General features: G+C 69.7%; 21 protein-coding genes. 9 read left to right on the top strand and 12 right to left on the bottom strand.

The window, feature by feature from the left end; genetic code table 11:
- Nucleotides 1-236: 236 nt before the first annotated feature.
- The 4 genes from OO69_RS31710 (at nucleotide 237) to OO69_RS31695 (ending at nucleotide 3,471) form a co-directional block, all read left to right on the top strand.
- Entirely contained in the window at nucleotides 237-707 is a 471-nt protein-coding gene (locus tag OO69_RS31710) for a GNAT family N-acetyltransferase (protein ID WP_033284297.1), read from the top strand.
- Between the two features lie 76 nt (nucleotides 708-783).
- Entirely contained in the window at nucleotides 784-1,695 is a 912-nt protein-coding gene (locus tag OO69_RS31705) for a sulfotransferase family protein (protein ID WP_033284296.1), read from the top strand.
- A 55-nt stretch (nucleotides 1,696-1,750) separates the two neighbouring features.
- Nucleotides 1,751-2,989, top strand: a complete 1,239-nt coding sequence (locus OO69_RS31700) for an MFS transporter (protein WP_234444582.1) — start codon at nucleotides 1,751-1,753, stop codon at nucleotides 2,987-2,989.
- A 17-nt stretch (nucleotides 2,990-3,006) separates the two neighbouring features.
- On the top strand, nucleotides 3,007-3,471 hold the full coding sequence (locus OO69_RS31695) for a hypothetical protein (protein WP_033284295.1): 465 nt from the start codon (nucleotides 3,007-3,009) through the stop codon (nucleotides 3,469-3,471).
- Nucleotides 3,472-3,513: 42 nt separating this feature from the next.
- Here the strand turns inward: OO69_RS31695 and galK are convergent, their stop codons facing one another.
- From galK to galT, 3 genes are read right to left on the bottom strand one after another with little or no spacing between them, the layout of a single operon-like run.
- Nucleotides 3,514-4,656: a galactokinase gene (galK, locus tag OO69_RS31690; protein WP_033284294.1), complete on the bottom strand. Its 1,143-nt coding sequence runs from the start codon at nucleotides 4,654-4,656 to the stop codon at nucleotides 3,514-3,516.
- A 22-nt stretch (nucleotides 4,657-4,678) separates the two neighbouring features.
- Nucleotides 4,679-5,641, bottom strand: a complete 963-nt coding sequence (galE, locus tag OO69_RS31685) for a UDP-glucose 4-epimerase GalE (protein WP_033284293.1) — start codon at nucleotides 5,639-5,641, stop codon at nucleotides 4,679-4,681.
- Nucleotides 5,641-6,699, bottom strand: a complete 1,059-nt coding sequence (galT, locus tag OO69_RS31680; RefSeq protein WP_033284292.1) for a galactose-1-phosphate uridylyltransferase — start codon at nucleotides 6,697-6,699, stop codon at nucleotides 5,641-5,643. Before galT ends, galE begins: the two co-directional genes overlap by 1 nt.
- Nucleotides 6,700-6,865: 166 nt before the next feature.
- Between galT and OO69_RS31675 the strand changes: the two genes are divergently transcribed.
- A complete protein-coding gene (locus OO69_RS31675; RefSeq protein ID WP_033284386.1) occupies nucleotides 6,866-8,554 on the top strand; it encodes a sodium:solute symporter family protein in 1,689 nt (562 codons plus the stop codon).
- Nucleotides 8,555-8,575: 21 nt separating this feature from the next.
- The gene (locus OO69_RS31670) at nucleotides 8,576-8,893 is read left to right on the top strand and encodes a hypothetical protein (protein WP_033284291.1); all 318 of its coding nucleotides are present in this window, start codon (nucleotides 8,576-8,578) and stop codon (nucleotides 8,891-8,893) included.
- Between the two features lie 172 nt (nucleotides 8,894-9,065).
- Here the strand turns inward: OO69_RS31670 and OO69_RS31665 are convergent, their stop codons facing one another.
- Entirely contained in the window at nucleotides 9,066-9,752 is a 687-nt protein-coding gene (locus tag OO69_RS31665) for a methyltransferase domain-containing protein (RefSeq protein ID WP_051801317.1), read from the bottom strand.
- A gap of 74 nt (nucleotides 9,753-9,826) precedes the next feature.
- Complete coding sequence (locus OO69_RS31660; RefSeq protein ID WP_051801315.1) at nucleotides 9,827-10,276, bottom strand: hypothetical protein; 450 nt, start codon at nucleotides 10,274-10,276, stop codon at nucleotides 9,827-9,829.
- A gap of 184 nt (nucleotides 10,277-10,460) precedes the next feature.
- On the opposite strand from OO69_RS31660, the gene OO69_RS31655 reads away from it, so the two are divergent.
- Nucleotides 10,461-11,753: a helix-turn-helix domain-containing protein gene (locus OO69_RS31655; RefSeq protein WP_033284288.1), complete on the top strand. Its 1,293-nt coding sequence runs from the start codon at nucleotides 10,461-10,463 to the stop codon at nucleotides 11,751-11,753.
- Between the two features lie 38 nt (nucleotides 11,754-11,791).
- Here OO69_RS31655 and OO69_RS31650 read toward each other — a convergent pair whose 3' ends face one another.
- On the bottom strand, nucleotides 11,792-12,205 hold the full coding sequence (locus tag OO69_RS31650; RefSeq protein ID WP_033284287.1) for an ATP-binding protein: 414 nt from the start codon (nucleotides 12,203-12,205) through the stop codon (nucleotides 11,792-11,794).
- Nucleotides 12,206-12,432: 227 nt separating this feature from the next.
- On the opposite strand from OO69_RS31650, the gene OO69_RS31645 reads away from it, so the two are divergent.
- Together OO69_RS31645 and OO69_RS31640 are read left to right on the top strand one after the other, a co-directional pair.
- Nucleotides 12,433-13,284 (top strand): helix-turn-helix domain-containing protein, encoded by an 852-nt coding sequence (locus OO69_RS31645; protein ID WP_033284286.1) that lies wholly within the window; start codon nucleotides 12,433-12,435, stop codon nucleotides 13,282-13,284.
- An 8-nt stretch (nucleotides 13,285-13,292) separates the two neighbouring features.
- Nucleotides 13,293-13,583: a DUF397 domain-containing protein gene (locus OO69_RS31640; RefSeq protein ID WP_078652646.1), complete on the top strand. Its 291-nt coding sequence runs from the start codon at nucleotides 13,293-13,295 to the stop codon at nucleotides 13,581-13,583.
- 188 nt (nucleotides 13,584-13,771) lie between these two features.
- Here the strand turns inward: OO69_RS31640 and OO69_RS31635 are convergent, their stop codons facing one another.
- The 6 genes from OO69_RS31635 to OO69_RS31610 form a co-directional block, all read right to left on the bottom strand.
- Nucleotides 13,772-14,464: a helix-turn-helix transcriptional regulator gene (locus OO69_RS31635; RefSeq protein WP_078652645.1), complete on the bottom strand. Its 693-nt coding sequence runs from the start codon at nucleotides 14,462-14,464 to the stop codon at nucleotides 13,772-13,774.
- Between the two features lie 232 nt (nucleotides 14,465-14,696).
- Nucleotides 14,697-16,514 (bottom strand): PQQ-binding-like beta-propeller repeat protein, encoded by a 1,818-nt coding sequence (locus tag OO69_RS31630; protein WP_033284284.1) that lies wholly within the window; start codon nucleotides 16,512-16,514, stop codon nucleotides 14,697-14,699.
- A 46-nt stretch (nucleotides 16,515-16,560) separates the two neighbouring features.
- A complete protein-coding gene (locus OO69_RS31625; RefSeq protein ID WP_033284283.1) occupies nucleotides 16,561-18,249 on the bottom strand; it encodes a PQQ-binding-like beta-propeller repeat protein in 1,689 nt (562 codons plus the stop codon).
- 200 nt (nucleotides 18,250-18,449) lie between these two features.
- Nucleotides 18,450-20,252 carry an ABC-F family ATP-binding cassette domain-containing protein gene (locus OO69_RS31620; RefSeq protein ID WP_033284282.1) on the bottom strand — a complete coding sequence of 601 codons (1,803 nt, stop codon included), beginning with the start codon at nucleotides 20,250-20,252 and terminating at the stop codon, nucleotides 18,450-18,452.
- Between the two features lie 118 nt (nucleotides 20,253-20,370).
- Nucleotides 20,371-21,492, bottom strand: a complete 1,122-nt coding sequence (locus tag OO69_RS31615) for an N-acetylmuramoyl-L-alanine amidase (protein WP_234444581.1) — start codon at nucleotides 21,490-21,492, stop codon at nucleotides 20,371-20,373.
- A 117-nt stretch (nucleotides 21,493-21,609) separates the two neighbouring features.
- Nucleotides 21,610-23,607: a nitrate- and nitrite sensing domain-containing protein gene (locus OO69_RS31610; protein ID WP_033284280.1), complete on the bottom strand. Its 1,998-nt coding sequence runs from the start codon at nucleotides 23,605-23,607 to the stop codon at nucleotides 21,610-21,612.
- Nucleotides 23,608-23,666 lie beyond the last annotated feature (59 nt).

The raw sequence follows: 23,666 nt of genomic DNA, 5'->3' as shown, positions 1-23,666 counted from the left end.
TGGAGCAGGGGATACCTCATCGTCGGGAGACGAAGCGATGATTGCGGGTACGACGCCCGGGAGCGGCCCGCGCCGCCCGGCCGCCGCCGTGCAGACACTGCTACCCCCACATCGGGCGTCGTACCCGACTTGTCTCGCCCCCTGATCAGCACCGGCCCCCACCGGTGCTGCTCACAGCGTACGGCCGGGGCGCAGCAGCGGAACCTAATTTGCAGAACTGATTGTCCGGCGCGTTTATGGTGAGCCGCATGTTTCGTATTGAGACGGAAGTCGACAAGGAGCGACGCGATCTGCTCCGCGCCCGGCTGCTCGAAACCAACACGGCCGCCTCCCCGGTGCTGCGCGCCCTGCGCGGGACCCCTCGCGAACGTGAAGTTCCGCTCCAGGTGTGGGCGTTGGACGCCGCCGGTGATCTCGCGGGCGGGCTGGTCGGGCACAGCTGGGCGGACTGGCTGCACGTGACGTACCTGTGGGTGGACGGCCGCCACCGGGGCACGGGCCTCGGCTCCCGCCTCCTCGCCGAGGCGGAGCGCGTCGCCCGCGACGAGCGCGGCTGCGGGGCGGCCCGGCTGGAGACGTGGGACTTCCAGGCGCCGGAGTTCTACAAGAAGCAGGGGTACGAGGTGGTGTGCGTGATCCCGGACTATCCGCCGGGGCTCACCGAGTACACCCTGACGAAGAGGCTGGGCCGAGCGAACCCCGGGTGAACACATCCGGGGCGAACACATCCGGGGCGAACGAGACGCTCAGCCCAGTCTCATACTCTCCTCTTACCGTGCCGCCATGAGCATGCTGCGGAAGCTGAACTCCAAGCTCGCCCAGGCGACCGGCTACCAGATCCGCCGGGCGCCCACACCGCCCGCGGCGACGACGGCGGGCTCCCTGGGTACCATCCCCGCACCGCGCGGTTCCCGTCCCGCGCGCCCCGACCCCGTGGCGCCGCAGGCACCGGCGGTGGATCCGGCGGTCGACCGGTTGCTGGAGCGACCGGTGTTCATCCTGACCTCGGTGCGTTCCGGATCGACGCTGCTGCGCATGATGCTGGGGGCGCACTCCCGGCTGCACGCCGCGCACGAACTCCATCTCACCGGTATCGAGGTCTACTTCAAGCCGGGCACCCCCACGGAACGTTCCCTGCGCACCCTGGGCCTGGGCCACGAGCAGCTGGAGGGCCTGCTCTGGGACCGGGCCCTGCACCGTGAACTGGTCAAGTCCGGCAAGCAGTTCATCGTGGAGAAGACCCCCGGCAACGCCTTCCAGTGGCAGCGCATCGCCCAGACCTGGCCCGACGCCCGCTTCGTCTTCCTGCGCAGACACCCGGGCGCGGTGGCCCGCTCCTGGCACGAGGCCGTCCCGGACCGCACCCGCGAGGAAGCGGCCGAACGCGTCCTGAAATACATGGAGTCCATGCAGGAGGCCCAGGCGGAACTCGGCGGCCACACCCTCCGCTACGAAGACCTCACCACCGACCCGACCGCCGAACTCCGGTCCCTCTGCGCCTACTTGGACCTCCCCTACGAACCCGGCATGACGGACTACGGCAGCAGCCTGGAGGGCGCGGTCCTCGGTGGCGGCTTCGGCGACTGGAACGAGAAGATCCGCTCCGGCCAGGTCCAACCGGACCGCCCGGCACCGGAGTTGGAGGAGATCCCGGAGGTGCTGCGGCCGATGTGCCGGGCGTGGGGGTATCTCTAGGTGAAGTGGCCGGTTGCGGCCCCGCGTCGACGCGCGTCCCTTAAAGTCCCTGGCCGTGACATCCACTTCAGCCACCACCGCCGAGAGTCCCGGAAAATCGTCACTGTGGCGTGAGCCGGCGTTCGTGCTGCTCGCGACCGCGCGAACCGTGTCCGTGCTGGGCAACGGCTTCGCCGCCGTGGCCCTCGCCTTCGCGGTGCTCGCCCTGCCCGGGGCCGGTCCGGGCCGGCTGTCGCTCGTGCTGGCCTGCCAGGCGTTGCCGCAGCTGATGTTCATCCTGGCGGGCGGGGTCATCGCGGACCGCATGTCACGCGCCCGCCTGATGGCGCTCGCGGAACTGATGGGCGCGGTGGCGTACACGGGGCTGGCCACGCTGGTGCTGACCGGGCACGCACCGCTGCCCGCGATGTGCGTGCTGGCGGTGGCGGCCGGTACGGCCTCGGCCCTGTTCATGCCGGCGATGGACGGCATCGTGCCGCTGATCGTCCCCGCCGAACGCCTCCAACAGGCCAACGGCACGCTGCGGGTGGGCACCAACAGCGCCCGGCTGCTGGGCCTGGCGCTGTCGGGCGTGACGGTGGCCCTGGTGGGCGCGGGCTGGGCACTGGCGTTGAACGCCGCGTCCTTCGTCGTCAGCGCGGCCCTCACGGCCCGCCTCCCGGTCGCCGTACGCCCGCCCAGGAAGTCCTCCGGCTGGGCCGATCTCCGGGAGGGCTGGCGGGAGTTCGCGTCCCGTCAGTGGCTGTGGGCCGTGGTGGCCCAGTGGTCGATCGTGATCGCGGCGCTCAACGCGAACGTGGGAGTCCTCGGCCCGCTGACCGCCGACCGCTACCTCGGCGGAGCCCGCGCCTGGTCGGTCATCGTCGCCGCGCAGGCCCTGGGCACGATCGCCGGGGCGGGCCTGGCCGCCCGGGTCCGGGTCCGCCGCCCGATCCTGGTGGCCGTCCTCGCCACCTTCCCGGCGGCCGTCCCGATCGCCCTCCTCGCCGTCCGCGCCCCGGTCTGGCTGATCGCCGCCGCGATGTTCACCGCCGGGATCTCCAATGACGTCTTCGGTGTCCTGTGGTCCACGACGATCCACCGCGAGATCCCCGAGGAGTCCCTCTCCAGGGTCAGCTCCTACGACGGCTTCGGCTCCCTGGCCTTCGCCCCGCTGGGGCTGCTCATCGCCGGCCCCCTGGCGACGACGGTGGGCCTGGGCCACACCCTCGCGGGCTGCGCGTCCCTGATCGTCCTCGCCACGCTCGGGGCGCTGCTGGCTCCGGGGGTACGGGGGCTGCGCGCCACGCCCTGACGGAGGAGGCTGGGCTCGTGGACACCTGGCAGGACTGCTCCGCGTGGAGCCGCCGCATCCTGACGGCCGCCGATCAGCTCCCCGGCTACCGTCACGTCCGGCAGCGACGCTACGAGGACTGGTGGGCGCACCCGGATTCGGCCGACGCGGTGGTGCGGACCCTGCTCACCCTGAGCATCCATTCCCTCGTGCTGGATGCCCTGACCCAGGGGCAGCCGTACACACCGGCCGCGATCGGGCGGCTCCGGCTGGCCGCCATCGCGCACACGGTGACGAAGCGGCCCGATCATGAACTGCTCGCCGGTCTCCCCGCGCTCGGCGAGATCGACCAACTGCACGTCGACGTGGTGCGGATCCTCACCTACGACAACGCGTCCGCGCTGACCGCGGCGCGGCTCCGCGCACTGGTCCACAGCGCGCTGCACCGACTGGCCGGGAGCGTCGCCGCCGAGGATCCCGTCTGCGACGACGTGCCTGGGTGAGCGGGACGCCCCGGCAGCCCGGGGCGTCCTCGCCATGACCCGTCAGCTCAGGCGCCGCGCCCCCGCCGAAGGCACCGCCGGGAACACACGCGGAGCGGTGTAACCCGCCGCCGCGAACGCCTCCTCGACCGCCTTCGTCACCGTGTCCGTGTCCGAGGCCTCCACCAGCACGACCGCCGAGCCGCCGAAGCCGCCCCCCGTCATCCGCGCACCCAGCGCCCCCGCGCCGACCGCCGTGTCGACCACGAGGTCCAACTCCGGGCAGGAGATGCGGAGATCGTCGCGGAGGGAGACGTGGCCCTCGGTGAGGATCGGGCCGATGGCGCGTACGTCTCCCGCGTCGAGCAGGTTGATGACCTGGTCGACCCTGTGGTCGTCCGAGACCACGTGGCGGACGTAGCGCTGGATCCGCTCGTCCGACAGGCGGGCCAGGGACGCCGACAGATCCTCGTACGCCACGTCCCGGAGGAACGGCACGCCCAGTTGACGTGCGCCCTCCTCGCAGCCCTCCCGGCGTTCCGCGTACGCGCCGTCGCCCAGCGCGTGCTTCACACGGCTGTCGACGACCAGGAGCGAGAGGCCCTCGGACGCGAGGTCGAACGGGATCTGACGGATCGACAGGTCCCGGCAGTCGAGGTGGAGCGCGTGGCCCTCCTCGCAGCAGGCCGAGGCCGTCTGGTCCATGATGCCGCAGGGGACGCCGACGAAGTCGTTCTCCGCGCGCTGGGAGAAGCGGGCCAACTCCGGTGCGGACAGGCCCAGTTCGAACAGGTCGTTCAGGGCCAGGGCCGTCACCACCTCCAGCGCCGCCGACGACGACAGGCCCGCGCCCGTCGGGACCGTGGACGACAAGTGGATGTCCGCGCCGGTGACTTGATGGCCCGCCTCGCGCAACACCCAGACCACGCCCGCCGGGTACGCCGCCCAGCTCGTGTTCGTGCGCGGGGCGAGTTCCTCGACGTGCAGTTCTACGACCGGGCCCTCGATGTCCGCCGAGTGGAGGCGCAGGACGCCGTCCGTGCGGCGGGACACCGCCGCCACCGCCGTGTGCGGCAGGGCGAGCGGCATCACGAAGCCCTCGTTGAAGTCGGTGTACTCGCCGATCAGGTTGACCCGGCCCGGCGCGGCCCAGACGCCCTCGGGAGCGGTCCCGTACAGCTCCTCGAAGCCCTCACGTACACCCACGTGCGATCCCCTAGCCCTTCGATCAGTTCGATACGTTCTGCGCGAACGCCCACGCGTCCGCGACGATGCCCGCGAGATCCGCGCGGGACGGGTTCCAGCCGAGGCGCTCCTTGGCCCGGGTCGCCGAGGCCACCAGGGTCGCCGGGTCGCCGCCGCGGCGCGGGGCGACGACCTCGGGGATCGGGTGCCCGGTGACCTGGCGGACGGTCTCGATGACCTGGCGGACTGAGAAGCCTTCGCCATTGCCGAGGTTGCAGATCAGGTGCTCGCCGGGCGTGGCCGCCTTCAGCGCCAGCAGGTGCGCGTCCGCCAGGTCCGCCACGTGGATGTAGTCACGGACGCACGTGCCGTCCGGCGTCGGGTAGTCGTCGCCGTAGACCGAGATCGCCTCGCGCTTGCCCTGGGCGACCTGGAGCACGAGCGGGATGAGGTGCGACTCGGGCTCGTGCCGCTCGCCGCAACTCCCGTACGCACCAGCCACGTTGAAGTAGCGGAGGGAGACGGCGCCCAGGCCGTGCGCCTGCGCCTCGCTCGTGATCATGAAGTCGACCGACAGCTTCGAGGCGCCGTAGGGGTTCGTCGGGGAGGTGCGGGCGGTCTCGACGATCGGGACCTCGTCCGGCTCGCCGTACGTGGCCGCCGTGGAGGAGAAGACGAGCTTGCGGACGCCGGCCTCGCGCATGGCGGCGAGGAGGGCCATCGAGCCGCCGACGTTGTTCTCCCAGTACTTCTCCGGCTTGACGACGGACTCGCCGACCTGGGAGAACGCGGCGAAGTGGAGGACCGCTTCGTAGGAGGAGTCGAGCCACTTGGCGGCGTCGCGGATGTCACCCTCCACGAACGTGGCACCCGCGGGGACGCCCTCGCGGAAACCCGTCGAGAGGTTGTCCAGGACGGTGACCTCGTGGCCCGCCTCCAGCAGGTGCTGGGCGACCACGCTGCCGACGTAACCCGCGCCGCCCGTGACCAGGTACTTACCGCTCATCAACTCGCTACCTCTCGCAGTCGCTGTGCCGCGAACTCCGGCGGCACGTCGTTGATGAACACGCTCATGCCGGACTCGGAACCCGCGAGGAACTTCAGCTTGCCGGACGTACGGCGAATGGTGAAAAGCTCGAGGTGGAGCGCGAAGTCGTCCCTGCTCACACCGTCGAACTCCTCCAGCGTGCCGAACGGCGCCTGGTGCCAGGCGGAGATGTACGGCGTCGGAGGCTCGCCCTCACCGAAGATCCGGTCGAAGCGCCTCAAGAGTTCCAGATAGACCTTGGGGAACTCTGTGCGGGCCGCCTCGTCGAGACCGAGCAGATCGGGCACCCGGCGCTTGGGATACAGGTGGACCTCGTAGGGCCAGTGCGCCGCGTACGGCACGAAGGCCGCCCAGTGTTCACCCTCAAGGACGACCCGCTCACCGGCGAGTTCGCGCTCCAGGACGGAGTCGAAGAGGTTCTCACCGCCCGTCGCCTCCTTATGAGTTGCGAGTGAGCGCAACATCAGCGCGGTGCGCGGGGTGGTGAAGGGGTAGGCGTAGATCTGGCCGTGGGGATGACCGAGCGTCACGCCGATCTCCTCACCCCGGTTCTCGAAACAGAAGACCTGCTCGACGGAGGGAAGATGCGACAGCTCCGACGTCCGGTCGGTCCACGCGTCGAGGACGAGGGCCGCCTGCTCCTCGGTCAGCGAGGCGAAGGACGCGTCGTGGTCGGAGGTGAAGCAGACCACCTCACAGCGCCCGGAGTCGCCGGCCAGCGAGGGGAAACGGTTCTCGAACACGGCCACGTCGTACGACGAGTCCGGGATCTCGCTGAGCCGGTCGCCCGTGGTCGGGCAGAGCGGGCACTGGTCGGCCGGCGGGTGGTAGGTGCGGCCCTGGCGGTGGGAGGCGATCGCCACCGAGTCGCCGAGCAGCACGTCCCGCCGTACCTCCGAAGTGGTGACCGTGCGCTCCAGCGGGCGTCGGTCCACCGCGTCGCGCACGGTGTCGTCCCGCAGGTCGTAGTAGATGAGCTCACGACCGTCGGCCAACCGGGTCGAGGTCTTCTTCACGCCGGGCTCTCCATCCGTACGTACATCCACGCCGCATCCGGGCTTCACACAGAACTAAACACATCAAACCACCAATCCCCCCAGTCGTCACCATCAAAATCAAACAAAGAACACCAACCAAAGACATCGAACAGACATCAACCAAGGTGAGCGCTTGATGCAGACCATGCAGACCCTGCGGCCCCCCACCTCTCTCGCCGCCGGGCTCCGGCTCCCCACCAACGGGCTCGACTACACGATCCTGGCGATCTACTTCGTGGTCGTCCTCGGCATCGGCCTGGCCGCCCGCAGATCGGTGAAGACGAGCCTCGACTTCTTCCTCTCCGGGCGTTCCCTGCCCGCGTGGATCACCGGTCTCGCCTTCATCTCGGCGAACCTGGCCGCCACCGAGATCCTCGGCATGGCCGCCAACAGCGCCCAGTACGGCGCGTACACCGTCCACTGGTACTGGATCGGCGCCATCCCCGCCATGGTCTTCCTCGGCCTGGTGATGATGCCCTTCTACTACGGCTCGAAGGTCCGCTCGGTCCCCGAGTTCCTGCTGCTGCGCTTCGACAAGGCCGCACACCTGCTGAGTTCGATCCTGTTCGCCTTCGCCGCGATCCTGATCGCGGGCGTGAACCTGTACGCCCTCGCGATCGTCGTCGAGGCGCTGCTGGGCTGGCCGCAGTGGGTGGCGATCGTGGTCGCCGGCGCGTTCGTGCTCGCGTACATCACCCTCGGCGGGCTGTCGTCGGCGATCTACAACGAGGTCCTCCAGTTCTTCGTGATCCTGGCGGCCCTCATCCCGATCTCCTACCTCGGCCTGAAGAAGGTCGGCGGCTGGGACGGCCTGACCCACAAGCTGGACGCGGCCCACGGCCACAACTTCACCACCGCGTGGGGTGGCACGGGGATCGGCAGCGTGAACCCGCTGGGCGCGAACTGGCTCACGATCGTCCTCGGCCTGGGTTTCGTGCTGTCCTTCGGCTACTGGACGACCAACTTCGCGGAGGTCCAGCGCGCCCTGTCCGCGAAGAACCTCTCGGCCGCTCAGCGCACCCCGCTCATCGCCGCGTACCCGAAGGTCTTCATCGTGTTCCTGGTGATGATCCCGGGGCTGGTCGCGGCGGCGCTCGTGCCGAAGATCGGTACCAGCGGCTCCGACCTCCAGTACAACGACGCGATTCCGTACCTGATGCAGGAGTTGCTGCCCAACGGCGTGCTCGGCATCGCGGTGACGGGTCTGCTGGCGGCGTTCATGGCGGGTATGGCGGCCAACGTGTCGTCCTTCAACACGGTGTTCACGAACGACATCTGGGCGAAGTACGTGGTGAAGGACCGCGAGGACGAGTACTACGTCCGCTTCGGCCGCCTGATCACGGTGATCGGTGTGGCGGCGTCGGTGGGCACGGCGTTCCTGGCCTCGTCGTTCTCGAACATCATGAGCTACCTCCAGACCCTGTTCTCCTTCTTCAACGTGCCGATGTTCGTCGTCTTCATCGTCGGCATGTTCTGGAAGAAGGCCACGCCGAAGTCCGGCTTCTGGGGCCTGCTCGCGGGCACGGTGACGGCGATGGTGAACTACTTCTGGATCTACAAGCAGGGGATCATCTCCATCCCCTCCGACCAGGGCGCGAACTTCGTCTCCGCGATCGCCGGGTTCGTAGCCGGCGCGGTGGTCATGTTCGTCGTCTCCCTGTTCACCCAGCCGAAGTCGGCGGAACAGCTCCAGGGCCTCGTCTACGGCACGACGTCACCCGGTATGACCGAGGCGCCGGCCGCGGGCGACGACGCGTGGTACCGCCGGCCCGCACTCCTCGGCTGGGGCGCGGTGATCCTGGCCGCCCTCTGCTACATCCCGTTCTCGTTCTAGTCGCGGGAGGATTGAGAGACCATGTCTGAGAACTCAGGACGCTCCGAGCATGACGTCCAGCGCGAGGTCAGCGAGCTGGAGGGCAAGTCGACGACCGCGTCCCGCCTGTTCGATCTGCGGCTGATCATCGGGGGGTTGTTCGTCGTCTACGGCGTCATCGTCACGATCGCCGGGATCAGTCCGTCCCAGGCGACGCTGGACAAGGCCGAGGGCGTCAACATCAATCTGTGGACCGGGATCGCGATGTTGCTGCTGGGGATCTTTTTCCTGGGGTGGCTGAAGCTGCGGCCGGTGCCTCCGGTAAAGGTTGAGGCTACGGAGGAGGAAGAGGGGGCTTAGGTCGGGTGCCGGGTGCGGGTGAGCTGTGGCTGGTCGCGCCCACGCGGCGGAGCCGAAAATGTCACAGCCCCGCGCCCCTTAAGGTGTCGGAGCTGGCGGTGTTGGTCAGGGCGGCTGGTCGCGGACACCCGGCGGAGCCGCACATCGATACATGCAGTGGATGCGACCAGGGCTAACGCACTGCGGTGACCAGCAGCGTGTCCGCGGTGCCTGGGCCTTCGGCGGTCGACGGCAGTACGTCAACGACTGCCTCGGTGAACCCGGCCTCGTCCAGGACCTTCATCCAGACCTTCTCCTGGAGCACCCACCGACGCATCGTGCACGTTTCCCCCTCTGGCGTCTTCGCCGGGACGGCGGCGGCTACGACGTCCGGCCGTGGGGGAGCGCCGCTCAGGTAATGCGCCAGGGTGGAGAACACCAAGCGTCCGCCCGGCCTGAGAGCGGCGGCAGCCGCAGGCAACAGCTCACGAGGCTCGGTGAAGTCGAGCGCGCCGAAGACGCTGTACAGCACGTCATACCCGCCGACCGTCGCCCGCAGATGCGACACGGCGTCGGACGGCACGATCCGCAGGCGCGGCGCGAGGTGTCCGAACAGGCCGAGCGCCATCTCGTACTGCGCCGGTGAAGCATCGACGGCGACGACCTGTGCGGGCCGGTGATGGACGGCGAGGTGCGCGGCGTGCCGTGCGGCCCCGGCGCCGAGGTCCCCGACCAACAATCCGGACAGGCCCCCCAGCACCTCCGGGCCGGGGCCGCTGTCCTGGCTCCAGTTCCAGTGGAAGGTGTCGGGGACACTGCGGTCGTGCTCGGCGCGGGTGCGGCCGTAGTGGTGCCAGAGGTCTGAGGGGGTGGTCGTCACCCGGACAATCTTGACGAGCAGGGGCCGGTGCTGTGCCGGTTCCGGGGATTGTCACCCCCTCGCGCGCTCCTTGGTCAGTGCGAGTCGTTGCCCGGGTGGCAGGGGCCGCACTCGGCGGCGTCCGTCCACAACGACAGGTCTACGTCCCAGCCGTCGGCGGCGATCACAGTCGCCGTCCTCATCACCGAGCCGTCGTTCTTCATCTCGACCTTGGGCACGTGGTGCAGGAAGTGTCCGCCGTTGAAGCGGTCGCACAGGTCGGCGTACGCCACGGTGTCGAGGATGATCGTGTGGACGCCGATGTCGACGAGTGTGCTCGGGGCGAGCCCCAGGGACTCGCCCCGGTGCCTCATCGCGGTGAGCAGGTAGGCGTAGCCCTGTCCGAGAACCCGGCCGGCCATGGCCGAGTCGTACGGGTAGTCCCGTACGAGGAGCCCGACCTGCTTGTCCCACAGATCGGTCGGCACGACCTCCCGCGCGGAGCGGGACGGGACGGTCATCGGGTGCACAAGAGCCGTTGTCATGATGCCTCCGTCGGACGGTGCCCCGCGTTTCGGGGCGCTGAGCCCAGCACACCGCGCCGAACGGCCCAGGTGCGATCAACTCGCTTTCCGCGCAAGGGCTTTGCACGGTATGCAAGCGACCTCGACGGCCCCGCTCCGCACCCGTAGCGTGAGAGGCCCCGGCCGTGCGGTGTGGGAGGGGCCCGTGCCCGTTGACCCGCTCTGGAACAGCACGAAAGCACGCGAGTTGGCCGCGCAACGACGCCCCGGCGCGCTCATTCGCCTCGGCCGCGAACACCGCGCCTGGACCCTCGCCGCCCTCGGCGACCGACTCGGCTGCTCACCGGCCACGGTCTCCCGGCTGGAACGAAGCACCAGGGTCGTCGATCTGACCTTGGTGCACCGCGCCGCGCTCGAAGTCGGCGTTCCGCGACACGTCCTGGTGAGTTCTCTCGCGCCACCCACCCCGACGGTATCGACGGCCACTAGAGTGACGGCCAGTCCGCACGCCGAGGAGGACCCGATGCGCCGCCGTACGCTGCTCACCGCAACGGCAGCCGCCGGACCGGCCGCCCTGCTGCTGGGGGTGGACGAGGCCCTGGCCGACACCCCCGCACCGACCGGCGCCGGACCGCTGGACGCCCGGCTGGCCGCCGCCCGCGACCTGTACGACAAGGGCACGCACGCGCCTCTGCTCGCCGCCCTGCCCGGCCTCATCGCCGACGGGCACGCCGCCGCCGCCTCGCGCCGGGAACTCGATCAGGCCCGGCTCTCCTCCGTGTACAGCCTCGCCGCCGCCGTACTGAGCAAGCTCGGTTCCTACGAGCAGGCCCGGCTCACCGCGGACCGCGCCCGTACCTGGGCCGAGGTCTCCGGCTCCCCGCTCGCATCAGCCGCCGCGGTCCGGGAGTTGGCGATCGTGCTACGCCACCAGGACCGCGGTGAGGAGGCCCAGCGCCTCATGTCGGCGGCGGCTTCCGGGGTGCGGGCGACCGGGCTGAGGACCGACGCGTCGGCGTCGGCGTACGCGCAGATGCTCTGCACCCTGGCCTACACCGCCGCCCGGGGCGGCCACCGCGCCGAGGCCCTCGCGATGACCGAGGAAGCCCGCCGCGCCGCCAGCCGGCTGCCTCAAACCGCCCCGCCGGGACGCCTGTTCCCCATCAACCCGGCCGCCGTCGACCTGTACGCGGTCGGAGTGCACTGGGCGCTCGGAGACGCGGGCGCGGCCCTGGAGGCGGGGAAGAACCTGCGCCCCGCGCAATTCCCGACCGCCGAGCGCAAGGCCCGCCTGGGCACCGACATGGCGCGGGCGTGGTGGGCGTGGCAGCGCCCTGAGCAGACCGCCCAGGCCCTGCTCTCCGCGTACCGCGCCAGTCCGGCGGAGGTCCGGGACCGGCCCGCGATCCGCGGCATCGTCCACGAACTGGCGGAACGGCATCCGCGTACCACCGGTGTCCGTGAGTTGCAGGCGGCTGTACGTCAGCAGTCGAGCTGACACACGGCGAGCCCTGGCCTCCGGCCGTGTTCTTGGCCCTAGGCCACGCCCAGTTCGCACCAGACGTACTTGCCGCGCCGGCCGTTCCTGGACAGCGGCTGCCAGCCCCAGTTGTCGGCACAGGCCCGCACCAGCGCGAGCCCTCTCCCCACCTCGGCGTCCAGCAGATTCGCCAACTGGCCCGGCGGCTCCGGGGGTTGGGGGTCCGCGTCCCACGCCCCGACCCGCAGCACCCCGGCCGAACACCCCACCCGGAGCATCACCGGCCCCTTGGTGTGCAGTACGGCGTTGGCGACCAGCTCCGTCGCGAGGAGTTCGGCGGTGTCCACGACCCGGATGAGGCCGTGCGCGGTGAGGACGAGGCGGAGAGTGCGGCGACAGACGGTGACGGCACGGCGATCGTGCGGGACGGAGAGGGAGTACTCCCAGGGTTCGGCTTCGGTTTCGGGCATGCGTGAACTCCGTTGATGGTGTGGGGAGTTGATGCGGTTCACGGGCAGTGGCCTGCCACGCCGTCATGGCAGGACGGGGTGGTGCGCTTCCGGAGTCCCCGGGTTCCGCAGGGTGTGCGTCGCATCACTGACGGTAGGACCTTAATTTAGGACTCCGCAAGTCGTTGCCGTAATCTGCCTCCGAACGAGTCGCCGCCTCCCGGCAGTTGGGGGGCAAGGAGGAAGCCATGCCCCGTCGTAAACAACCCACCGCACGCCAAGTACGACTAGGCGTGGAGCTGCGGAAACTACGCGAATCCGCAGGGCTCAAGGCGCGTGAGGCAGCCACCTTGCTCGGAGCGGATTCCGTCCAGATGAGCCAGATCGAGTTCGGCATCGCGGGCGTGAGCGAGGCCCGTGTACGACGGCTCGCTGCGCACTACGACTGCACGGACGCCGAGTTGATCCAGGCGCTAGTGGCGATGGCGACGGATCGGACCCGTGGCTGGTGGGAGGAGTACCGGGGTCTGCTGCCCACACCGTTCCTGGATCTCGCCGAGTTGGAGCACCACTCCACCTACCGACTCGACGTGGAGTTCCTGCACATCCCCGGGCTTTTCCAGACCGAGGACTATGCCCGCGCCGTCTTCTCGTACCGAGTCCCCGAACTCCCGGCCGACGACCTCGAACTGCGCGTGCGCCATCGTATGGATCGCAAGGCGATCATCGAGGGCACCACTCCAGCCCCGTACGAGGCGGTGATCCACGAGGCGGCGCTCCGCATCAAGGTGGGCGGTCGAACCTGCTCACGAGCTCAGCTCACCCGCGTTCTCGAATTTTCCGAAGCGGAACACATCACCGTGCGCGTCATCCCCTTCGCCCTGGACGACTTCGCCGGTGCCACGAACGCCATGATGTATGCGGGAGGCGCCGTACCGAAGCTCGATACCGCGGTACGCGACGCACCCCACGGCGCGGCCTTCATCGACTCCGAAGCCCAACTCGGCGCCTTTCGAACCCTCTTCCGTAAAGTGGAGGCGGTGTCACTCGACCCGGAACAGTCGCGTGACCTCATCCATAAGCTGGCGAAGGAACTGTGAGGCGCGCCGTGACCATCCCCGACAACTGGCAGAAGTCGTCCTTCTCCGGCAGCGGCGACGGAAACAACTGCATCGAACTCGCCGGCACCTGGCAGAAGTCGTCCTTCTCCGGCGGCGGCGACGGCAACGCCTGCCTCGAACTCGCCACCACCCCCACCACCCTCCACCTCCGCGAAAGCGAAACCCCCGCCACCCTCCTCGCGACCACCCCCACGGCCCTCGCCGCCCTCCTCGACGGCATACGGTCCGCCGGCCTCTCCCCAGCGGGGCGGGGCGCTCGCCTGCCCGACTCGCCCTGAGCGAAGCCCAGTTGAACGCCGCCGCCCCGCCCTCCCGCGTAAGCGCGGCCTCCGCAGGACGCTGTCGGCGAATCCAGCCCACCCAGACCACCCATCCGAAAAAGTGTGACACTCTCCCCGAAAGTGTCACACTTCCTCAGCGATACACGGCACCCCAAGCCCACTGACGGGATTGGCGACAGCATCCCCTACAGGTCCGGCCCCGCCGAATGGTTCACCGGCCCCGCCCTGTCGAGCAGCCCCGTCCGCGCCGCCAGTGCCGCCGCCTCCAGCCGCGATCCCACGCCCAGCTTCATCAGGACCCGCTGCACATGGGTGCGGGCCGTTGACGGGGCGATGCCCATGCCGGCCGCGATCAGGCGAGTGTCCTCGCCGTCCGCCACCCGGACCAGGACCTCGACCTCCCTCGGCGTCAGCATCTGGAGCAGGCGTTGGCCCTCGTCGTCCGGTTGGGCTGCTGGGTTGAGCAGTTCGCTGAAGGCTCCCTGTAGCAACTGCGGGGCTACCGCCGCCTCGCCCGCCCTTGCCTTCATGATCGCTCGTTCTACGCCCTCGATGCGCTCGTCGTGACGGACGTAGCCCGACGCGCCTGCCGCGAACGCCGCCGCGATGCCTCGGGGGCTCGGGACCGGGCCCAGGACCAGGACCGCCACCTGGGGGCGTTCCCGCTTGATCTTCACCACCGGGTCGAAGATGCCCGGTTCGGCCGGTGTCGCGGTGCCCAGCAGGCAGACCTCGGGGGCGCGGGTGATCACCAGCTCGGCCGCGCCCGCCGCGGGTGCGGCGGCTGCCAGCACCCGGTGTCCCCGCAGCTTCAGTGCCGAGGCCAGTGCCTCGGCGAGCAACCGGTGGTCGTCGACCACCATCAGCCGCACTCCCATCGAGCAACCCCCCAGTCCCCCCAATGGATGCCCACTATGGATGCCCACCGGTCCCCAAGAACAGAGGGCCCCCAGCACCCCCGCTCTTCATGCCCCCGGAAGCTACACGCTTGTTCGACGTTGCGCTGCCCCTACTGGAGAGAAGTGCCCCAGATCGACGGACTTTTTCGCATTCCTGGCATTCGGGAGTGGTGGGGGTGCTGGGGGCCGTGGGGGTGCTGAGGGTTTTGGGTCAGCTCGTTGTGCCGAAGGCGATCGCCAAGTCCTTGTCGCCCGTTGACGACGACGACGCCTTGTCCGCGTAGACCGCCGACATGTAGAGGTGGCCCTCGCCGTAGAGGATCTCCGCGTAGTCCGGGAGGAAGGTGGTCTCCGTGCTCCGTACCGTCTCCGTGCTCGGGTTCTCCAGCAGCTTGGTCTCTTTGAAGGAGGTGCCGTCGATGCTGACGATCTGGCCGCCCTTGTTGTACGGCGGGGACTTGTAGGCGATGACGTTGCTGCCGTCCATGCGCAGCGGGGTGATCGTGTACCCCTCGCCCGCGTCCGCGCGCTGGCCGGTCTGCTTGCCGGTGGCGAGGTCGAAGGCGACGATCTCGTTGGTCTGGCTGTAGGAGTCGCCCGAACCGTCGTGCTCCTCGGTCGGCACGTACAACCGGTCGTTCCCTACGGCGAGTTCGGTGCAGTACTCGACCCGGGTGATGCCGTCGCAGCGGGCCGCGTACTGCTTGCCCGGCGCCGGGATGTGCGAGCGCAGCGCGCCCGTCTTGTTGTCGATGGAGAAGAAGTCCGAGACGCCGCTGCCGTCGCCCGCGCTGTCGCCGACGTCGGCCGCGACGACCAGCGGGTCGGTCGACACGATGCTCGCGTACTCGATGCCCTCGGCCATCTTGTAGTCCGAGAGCACCTTCCCGGAGACCGGGTCGATGGTCTGGATGTGGAGCACGGGCGCGTCGTACGTACCGCACCGGCGCACCGCGACCAGCTTGGCGCCGCCGCCGTACCCGGCGTCGTAGCAGTCGGCGGTCTTCGGGCTCCACAGGACCTTGCCGGTGGAGATGTCGAAGGCGGCGCCGCCGTCGGTGCTGCCCACGGCGACCGTGTTCGCGCTGACGGTGACGTTCTCGAAACTGATCGGCTGGTCACCGGAGTTGGCGGTCTTCGTCCACAACTTGGTGCCTGTGTTGAGGTCGATCGCCGCGATCTGGCTACAGCCGTGCGAGGGCTTGTCCTTGGTCGGCATGGCGGGCTCGTAGAGGATGGCCGTCTTGCCGTCCGTGGTGGTGTGCTTCGTCGCCTGGCAGACCGGGCCGGGGAGCTTGATCGTCCACTGCTTGGCGCCGGTGTCGCGGTTGTAGCCGACGACCTCGGCGCTGCCGGTCTTGGCGTACACCTTGTCGGTGAGCCAGGAGCCCGAAGTCACCATCGTGTCGCTGACCTTGGGCATCGGGACCTCGAAGAGGACCTTGGACGCGGTGTCGGCGGGCACCTTTTCCTTGCCGCCGGACGTGGTGCCGCCCTTGTCGTTGGTGCCGCCCGTGGAGCCGCCGGCGGTCGCGGTCTTCTTCGTGTCGTCGTCCTTCTTGCCGGACGAGGACGCGTACCAGATCCCGCCGCCGACGATCAGCGCGATCGCGACGACCGCGGCGGTGATGATCACCGCGGGCGCCCCGAACTTCCGCCCGCCGCCGCCCGGTTGGCCCGGCTGCGGGTGCAGCGGCATGGTCGGCTGGCCCGGGTAGCCGTAACCCGGCTGCTGGCCATAGGGGTTGGGCTGCTGCGGCTGACCGTACGGCTGCTGCGGCTGCGCGTACGGGTTCGGCTGCTGGCCCGGGTAGCCGTAGCCGGGCGGCGGGGCCTGCGGGGGGCCCTGGGGCGGCTGGGGCTGCTGGGGTGCCTGGGGGTAGCCGTAGACCGGCTGCTGGGGCGGAGGCGCCTGCGGGTGGCCGTAGCCCGGCGGGGTCTGGGGCGGCTGCTGCGGGGGCTGGTCCTGGGGTGGGCCGAAGCCGCCCTGCGGGGGCTGGTTCGGCGGGGGCGGTGGGGGCGTGGTCATGACGAGTACCTCGGGGAGGACGGCGGGGCGGGGAGAAGTCGGGGTCTCACTTGCCGTACGCGAGCATCAACTTCTCCTTCGTGTCGTCATTGCCGTTCAGCCTGGTCGACGAGATGTAGAAGCGCCCGTCGACGTAGTCGATGTCCCGGGAGAAGAAGCTCGACTCGATCTGCGCGGTGCCGGACGGCATCTGCAGCAGCTTCGTCGTCGCGTGCGAGGAGCCTGCCGTCGGGATGGACACGACCTGGCCGCCCGCGTCGTAGGACGCCTCGACGTAGGCGACGAGCTTGCCGCCCTGGACCTTGACCGGGACCATCGACTCGGACGCGGGTGACTTGACGCGCCACTTCTCCTTGCCGGTGGCGAGGTCGATCGCGACGATCTGGTTGGCGCCGGTCGTCGCGTCCGTCGGGAGGTACAGGGTGCTCGCGTCGACCGCGACGCCCTGGCAGCCCTGGAGGTCGCTGTCGACGAACGACGAACCGCAGGTGGGTGCGAACGCGGCCTTGGAGTCGACCTGCGAGCGGACCGAACCGTCGTTCTTCAGCGTCGAGATGTTCCAGTGCTTGTTGTCCGAGTCGGTCATGTAGAGGACGACCGGGTCCACGGAGTAGACATGGCCGACCGTCCAGCCCTTGGGGATCGACTTGGTCCACCTGGCCTTGCCGGTCGCCGGGTCCAGCTCCTGCACCTCGTCGTGCTCGGTGGAGGAACCCGCCCCGCAGGACGCGACCGAGATCAGCTTGGCGCCGCCCGCGAACGCGCCCGGGAAGCAGGCAGCGCCGTACTTCTTCTTCTCGTAGAGCTTCTTGCCGGTGTCGATGTCGTACGCGATCCCGGACTCCGAACGGCCCACCATCAGCGTCTTGCCGGTGACGGACAGCCCGATGCTGAGCGCGCTGTCGAAGAGGTCGCCGTCCGGCACGACCGCCGTCCAGCCCTTCGCCCCCGTGCTCAGGTCGAGCTGCTGGAGCTGGTTGCACTTGGCGTTGTCGCTGACACCGCTCTCGTACGCCACGACGATCTTGCCGTCGGACGACTGCTGCGCGGTGACCGCGCAGATCTTCTGCGGGAAGGTGACCGCGGGCCAAGTCGGGTTGCCGTTGCCCACGTTGTAGGCGACGAGTTCCTTGTACGCCGCCTTCACCGCCGTCTTGCCGGTGATCCACATGCCGGGGGCGTCGGCGCCGGAACCGGGCGCGTCCGGCGCCTCCTTGTACCAGAGCACCTTCGCCTCGCCGGACTTGCGGCCCTCGTTGAGGTTCTCGGGGTCCTTGGCGCCGTCGCCGCTGCCGTCGCCGGGGTTGGCGGGGTCGTCGGCCGTGCCGCTGGCGGAGGGCGACGGGCTGTCGCTCTTCTCCGCGACCGGCTTCTTGTCGTCACCGCCGCTGGTGACCGCCCACACCGTGCCGCCGACGACGAGGAGTCCGGCCACCGCTGCCGCGATCACCAGCGCGGGCTTCCCCTTGAAGGGGTTGCGGGAGCCGCCGCCGGGGGGTGACGGCGGGGCGAACTGGGGCGAGGGCGGCGGATATCCGTAACCGGGCTGCTGCCCGTACGGGCCCGGCTGCTGCGGATAGCCGTAGGGGCCGGGCTGTTGTGGTGGCTGCTGCGGATAGCCGTAACCGGGCGTCGGTGGAACAGGAGCCCCGAAGCCGCCGGATGGTGGCTGTGGCGGTTGGTTCGGCGGCGCTCCGTAACCGCCGGACGGCGGCTGTTCGGGCGGCTGAGTCATCAGCGGCTCCCCCTCGTTCACTGATTTTTAGCCACGCCCTGAGGTTCGCGAAGGACCCAGAGTCGTATTCAACAGTGCTCAGACAGTTCTCAGACGGCCCTTTCTATCACTGAGCTGTCCATGAAGAACGGGCCGGTTCCTCCCTGTTCCCAAGGGAGGACCGGCCCGTGACGCCCCCGTTATGCGCCTTCACGCACCCTTCACGCGTCCTCGGCGAGTTCCAGCCACCGCATCTCCAGCTCGTCCCGCTCGCCGCTCAAGTCCCGTAGCTGAGCGTCCAGTTCGGCCACCTTCGCGAAGTCCGTGGCGTTGTCCGCGATTTGGGCGTGCAGCTTGGCCTCCTTCTCGGAGACCTTGTCCAACTGCCGCTCGATCTTCTGGAGTTCCTTCTTCGCGGCCCGCTGGTCGGCGGCGCTCACGGCGGGTGCGGCCTTCTCCACGACGGGGACGGCGGCCGCGGCGACCTCCTCCATACGGTGGCGCCGCTCCAGGTACTCGTCGATCCCGCGCGGCAGCATCCGCAGGGTCGCGTCGCCGAGGAGGGCGTACACCTTGTCGGTGGTGCGCTCGACGAAGAACCGGTCGTGGGAGATCACGATCATCGACCCCGGCCAGCCGTCGAGGACGTCCTCCAGCTGGGTCAGGGTCTCGATGTCGAGGTCGTTCGTGGGCTCGTCGAGGAAGAGGACGTTGGGCTCGTCCATGAGGAGCCGGAGGAGTTGCAGCCTGCGCCGCTCACCACCCGACAGGTCCCCGACCGGCGTCCACTGCTTCTCCTTGTTGAAGCCGAACGTCTCGCACAGCTGCCCGGCGGTCATCTCCCGCCCCTTGCCGAGGTCGACGCGCTCGCGCACCTGCTGCACGGCCTCCAACACCCGCAGCGTGGGCTTGAGTTCGGCCACCTCCTGCGAGAGGTAGGCGAGCTTCACCGTCTTTCCTACGACCACCTTTCCGGCCGCGGGCTGGGTGTCGCCGTCGCTGCGGGCGGCCTCGGCGAGGGCGCGCAGGAGGGAGGTCTTTCCGGCGCCGTTGACCCCGACCAGGCCGACGCGGTCGCCGGGGCCGAGGTGCCAAGTGATGTGCTTCAGAAGGACTTTGGGCCCGGCCTGGACGGTCACGTCCTCCAGGTCGAAGACCGTACGGCCGAGGCGCGACGACGCGAACTTCATCAACTCGCTGGTGTCACGCGGCGGCGGTACGTCAGCGATCAGTTCGTTGGCGGCCTCGACGCGGAAGCGCGGCTTGGACGTACGGGCCGGGGCGCCGCGGCGCAGCCAGGCCAGCTCCTTGCGGACCAGGTTCTGCCGCTTGGTCTCCTCGGTGGCGGCGATGCGCTCGCGCTCGGCACGGGCGAAGACGTAGTCGGTGTAGCCGCCCTCGTACTCGTAGACGTCGCCCTTCTGCACGTCCCACATCCGCGTGCAGACCTGGTCCAGGAACCAGCGGTCGTGCGTCACGCAGACGAGCGCGGAACGCCGCTCGCGCAGGTGCTGGGCGAGCCAGGCGATGCCCTCGACGTCGAGGTGGTTCGTGGGCTCGTCCAGGACGACCAGGTCCTGGTCCTCGATGAGCAGTTTCGCGAGCGCGATACGGCGGCGCTCGCCGCCGGAGAGCGGGCCGATGACGGTGTCGAGTCCCTGCGGGAAGCCCGGCATGTCCAGGCCGCCGAAGAGTCCGGTCAGTACGTCGCGGATCTTGGCGTTGCCCGCCCACTCGTGGTCGGCCATGTCCCGGATGACCTCGTGGCGGACGGTCGCCTCCGGGTCGAGGGAGTCGTGCTGGGTGAGGACGCCGAGGCGGAGTCCTCCGGAGTGGGTGACGCGGCCGGTGTCGGACTCCTCCAGCTTGGCGAGCATCCGGATCAGGGTGGTCTTGCCGTCTCCGTTGCGGCCCACGACCCCGATCCGGTCCCCTTCGGAGACACCGAGCGAGACGCCGTCGAGCAGGGCACGGGTGCCGTACACCTTGCTGACGTTCTCGACATTGACCAGGTTGACGGCCATTTCTCTCCTGACAGGGGGGACGGTCAGCCTCCCAGCCTAGGCGCTCCGCCCGGGTAGCCACGAAGCGCCGTCGGAGTCCGCGGGTCCGCTGTGGCTGGTCGCGCAGTTCCCCGCGCCCCTAACGGGGCGCTGCCGCTGAGCTTCGTACCTCGCTCAGCAAGTCGTACATCGTTTGGCCGGGGCAGTCCGTCTGTAGCCAGTCCCTGTGGCCGCTGATGGTTTCGTTGTCCTTCTTTACGCCGTTTACCGGGTTGGTGTAGGTGATCTTCGCTTGGGGGTCCAGGCCCTTGAAGCGGGTGATTACCTTGATCAGGCGGATCAGGGAGGCCTTGGCCGCATCGGTCGGGGGCTGGGCTACGAGGTTGCCGATGAGGGCGATGCCGAGGTTGCCGGAGTTGAAGCCCGCCGTGTGGAAGGCGGTGACGAGGTTGCCGTTCTTGTCGAAGGCCGGGACGAGGTCGTCGCCGGAGTAGCGGCCCTCGTAGATCACGCCTGCCTCGTCGATCAGGAAGTGGTAGCCGATGTCGCCCCAGTCGAGGGTGATCGCGTGGTACTCGTAGATCCCGCGGACGGTCGCGGCCGGGTCCGGGTCGGCGTTCGGGGTGTCCGTGTGGTGGACCGTGATCGACTGCAACGGATAGTACGCCTCAGGCGTGTTGACCTTGCCGTCCTTGTACCGCTTCGACTCGTCGGCGCCCCAGGCCGGGCGCGAGAGGTAGCGGACGCCCCGGACGCGGGTCGCCTCGGACGGCACGTGGAAGGTGTGGCCCGGGCCGCGGGTGCAGTCGATGGCGACCGAGCGTACGTCCGTCGCGCCGGCCGGTGCCTTCACCTGGTAGCTGGTGGCCTCGTCGGCCGCGACCAGGGCCGTACCGCCGCCGTCCACGGTCGCGCAACCGGTGCCGGTCTGCTGCCAGTCGCCGTCCGCGAGGCGGATTCCGGCGCCGTCCTGGGTGCCGGTCCAGCGCAGGCCGACGTAGGACGCGGCGAAGGTGGTGGTGGCCGGGGTGGTCCCGGTGGCGGTCGCGGTGCGGGTGGCCGGGAACGTCTCCGGCTTGGTGCCCGAGGGGGTCTCGTCGGTGGCGGACATGGAGCCGGAGTCGGTGGCCGCGAAGACCACCGGGGTGAGGGCGGCCCCGGCGGCTACGGCTCCGGCGGCCCCTATCGCGCCGCGACGCGAGAGGGACCGCTTCCGGCGGTGGGACGGAGTGGGGGACGACGGTGTGGGGGTGTCGGACACGGAACTGACCTTTCCGGTGGTGCACTTGAAGTATCAAACGAACCTATCCGTCCCATCCGCCCCACCTGTACCGCGATTGCGGTACATCTGTGTGGAGATGGTGCGAAGAGTGCGATCTCAGGCGCCGGCTCCGCGCAACCGCTGCTTCGGGACCAGGGCCGACGCGGGCGCCAACCCCCTCCCGCCGGGCGCCTGTTGCTGATCCCCCACCGGCATGTCGTCGCGCATCAGGGTCTCGGGGATGAGCACCGCGGCCGTGACCCCGCCGCTCGACGAGTGCCGTACCTCCACGCGCAGGCCCTGCCGTTCGCGCAGCCGGTTGACCACGAACAGGCCGATCTGCTTGGCGTCGAGGAGGTCGACCTTCTCGGACTGGATCTTGCGGTTGGCGTCGGCCATCGCGTCGTCCTTCATGCCGAAGCCGCTGTCCTCGACCTCGATGAGGACGCCCTCGCGCATCCGGGCCGCCCGCACCTGCACCTGGGTGCTGGGCGGTGAGAAGGCGGTCGCGTTCTCGACGAGTTCGGCGAGCAGATGGATCACGTCGGCGACGGAACCGCCGGTCAGCGACACCTTGGGTACGGCCCAGAGCTGGACGCGGGCCGAGTTCTCGATCTCGGCGACGGCCGCGCGCAGGATGTCGGACAGCGGGATCGGGTCCCGCCAGCCGCGACCGGGCGCGATGCCGGAGAGGATCAGCAGGCTCTCGGAGTGCCGGCGCATGCGCGTGGCCAAGTAGTCGACGCGGTAGAGCTCTTGAAGTTCGGCCGGGTCGCGCTGTCTGCGGACCATCGCGTCGAGGAGGTCGAGTTGGCGGTGGAGCAGGACCTGGCTGCGGCGGGCCAGGCTGACGTACACGCCGGAGATGCCGCTGAGGAGTTCGGCGCGTTCGGAGGCGGCCTTGAGGGCGGCGCGCTGGACGGCGGTCAACGCGGTGCCGACCTGGGCCAGTTCGTCACCGGCGAGGCGGCGCAGGGGGGCCTCGGCGTCGATGTCGACGCCCTGGCCCGCGTGCAGTCGGCGCATGGCCTGCGGGAGGCGGCGGCCGGCGACTTCGAGGGCGGAGTTGCGCAGGTCGAGGAGTTCGACGATGAGGCCGCGGCCGACGAGCACGGAGACGAGCAGCGACAGCAGTACGCCGACCAGGCCGAGCACGACGGCGACCCCGGAGGCGCCGAGCGTGTCCCAGCCGAAGGGGTCGGCGGCGGCCGTGGCTCCCGTACCGGCCTCCGTCTCGGCCGTACCGAGCCCCTTGAGGACTCCGCCCACGGTGGCGTCCCAGCCCTTGAGGAAGCCGGCGGACGCGGCCGGGGTGCCGGGGCCCGCGCTGGTCACCCGCTTCTCGATCGCCTGGAGTCGGCTGTAGCCGGTGCCGTCGAGGACCGTGCGGTACGCCGTCCGGTGCTCGGCCCTGAGGTCGGCGACCGCGGGGGCGAGCAGTTCGCGCTGGGTGGCGACGGCGCCGACGAACAGCGCGTACTGCTCCTTCGTCAGCTCGCCCCCGGTGCGGGCGGCACCGAGCAGCGCCTGCTCGCGGGCGACTGCCTCGCGGGCCCGGGACAGTTCGAGCACCACGCGTGCCTCGGAGGCGTCGGCGGCGGTCTTGTCGCCGGTGAGCGCGCCGGTGACGGAGAAGCCGTGCTCGACGATCGCCGAGTAACCGCTGTACGTGGCCGTCGACTTGGTGCCCTTGGCGGTGGCCTGTGCGCGCAGCGCCGCGAGGCCGTCGGCGTCCGTCTCCAGCTTGTCGATACGGGACGGCAGCGTGGAGTCGATGAGTGCCGCGTCGGAGCTGGACGCGTTGACTCCGTCGAGCAGCGCGGCGGCGGCCCTGTCGGTGGCCTTCGTGGCGCTCGTGAAGGTGCCCGGTGCGTCCGCGTGCCGCAGGGCGGCGGTTCGTTCGGCCTGCACCGCGGTGACGAACTCGGCTACGGGGGTGAGGAGTTCGGCGTTGACGTCCTTGGCTGTCTCGGTGGCCGCGATGCTCGACGCGGTGGTGACCGCGGCGAAGCCCCACAGGGCCATCAGGGACACGACGGGCAGCATCAGCAGGGCGACAATCTTCGCGCGGACCGATCTGGGGCGGAGTCGGGCGGGCGTGCGGAGGACACGCATGGGGACCTCGTTCGGGGAGCTGTCTCTTATACACATCTCCGAGCCCACGAGACTAGGCA

This window comes from Streptomyces sp. NRRL F-525, assembly GCF_000716605.1.
Taxonomy (GTDB): domain Bacteria; phylum Actinomycetota; class Actinomycetes; order Streptomycetales; family Streptomycetaceae; genus Streptomyces.
Note: the sequence above shows the minus strand (reverse complement) of the source record. Positions and strands in the feature narration are given on the sequence as shown.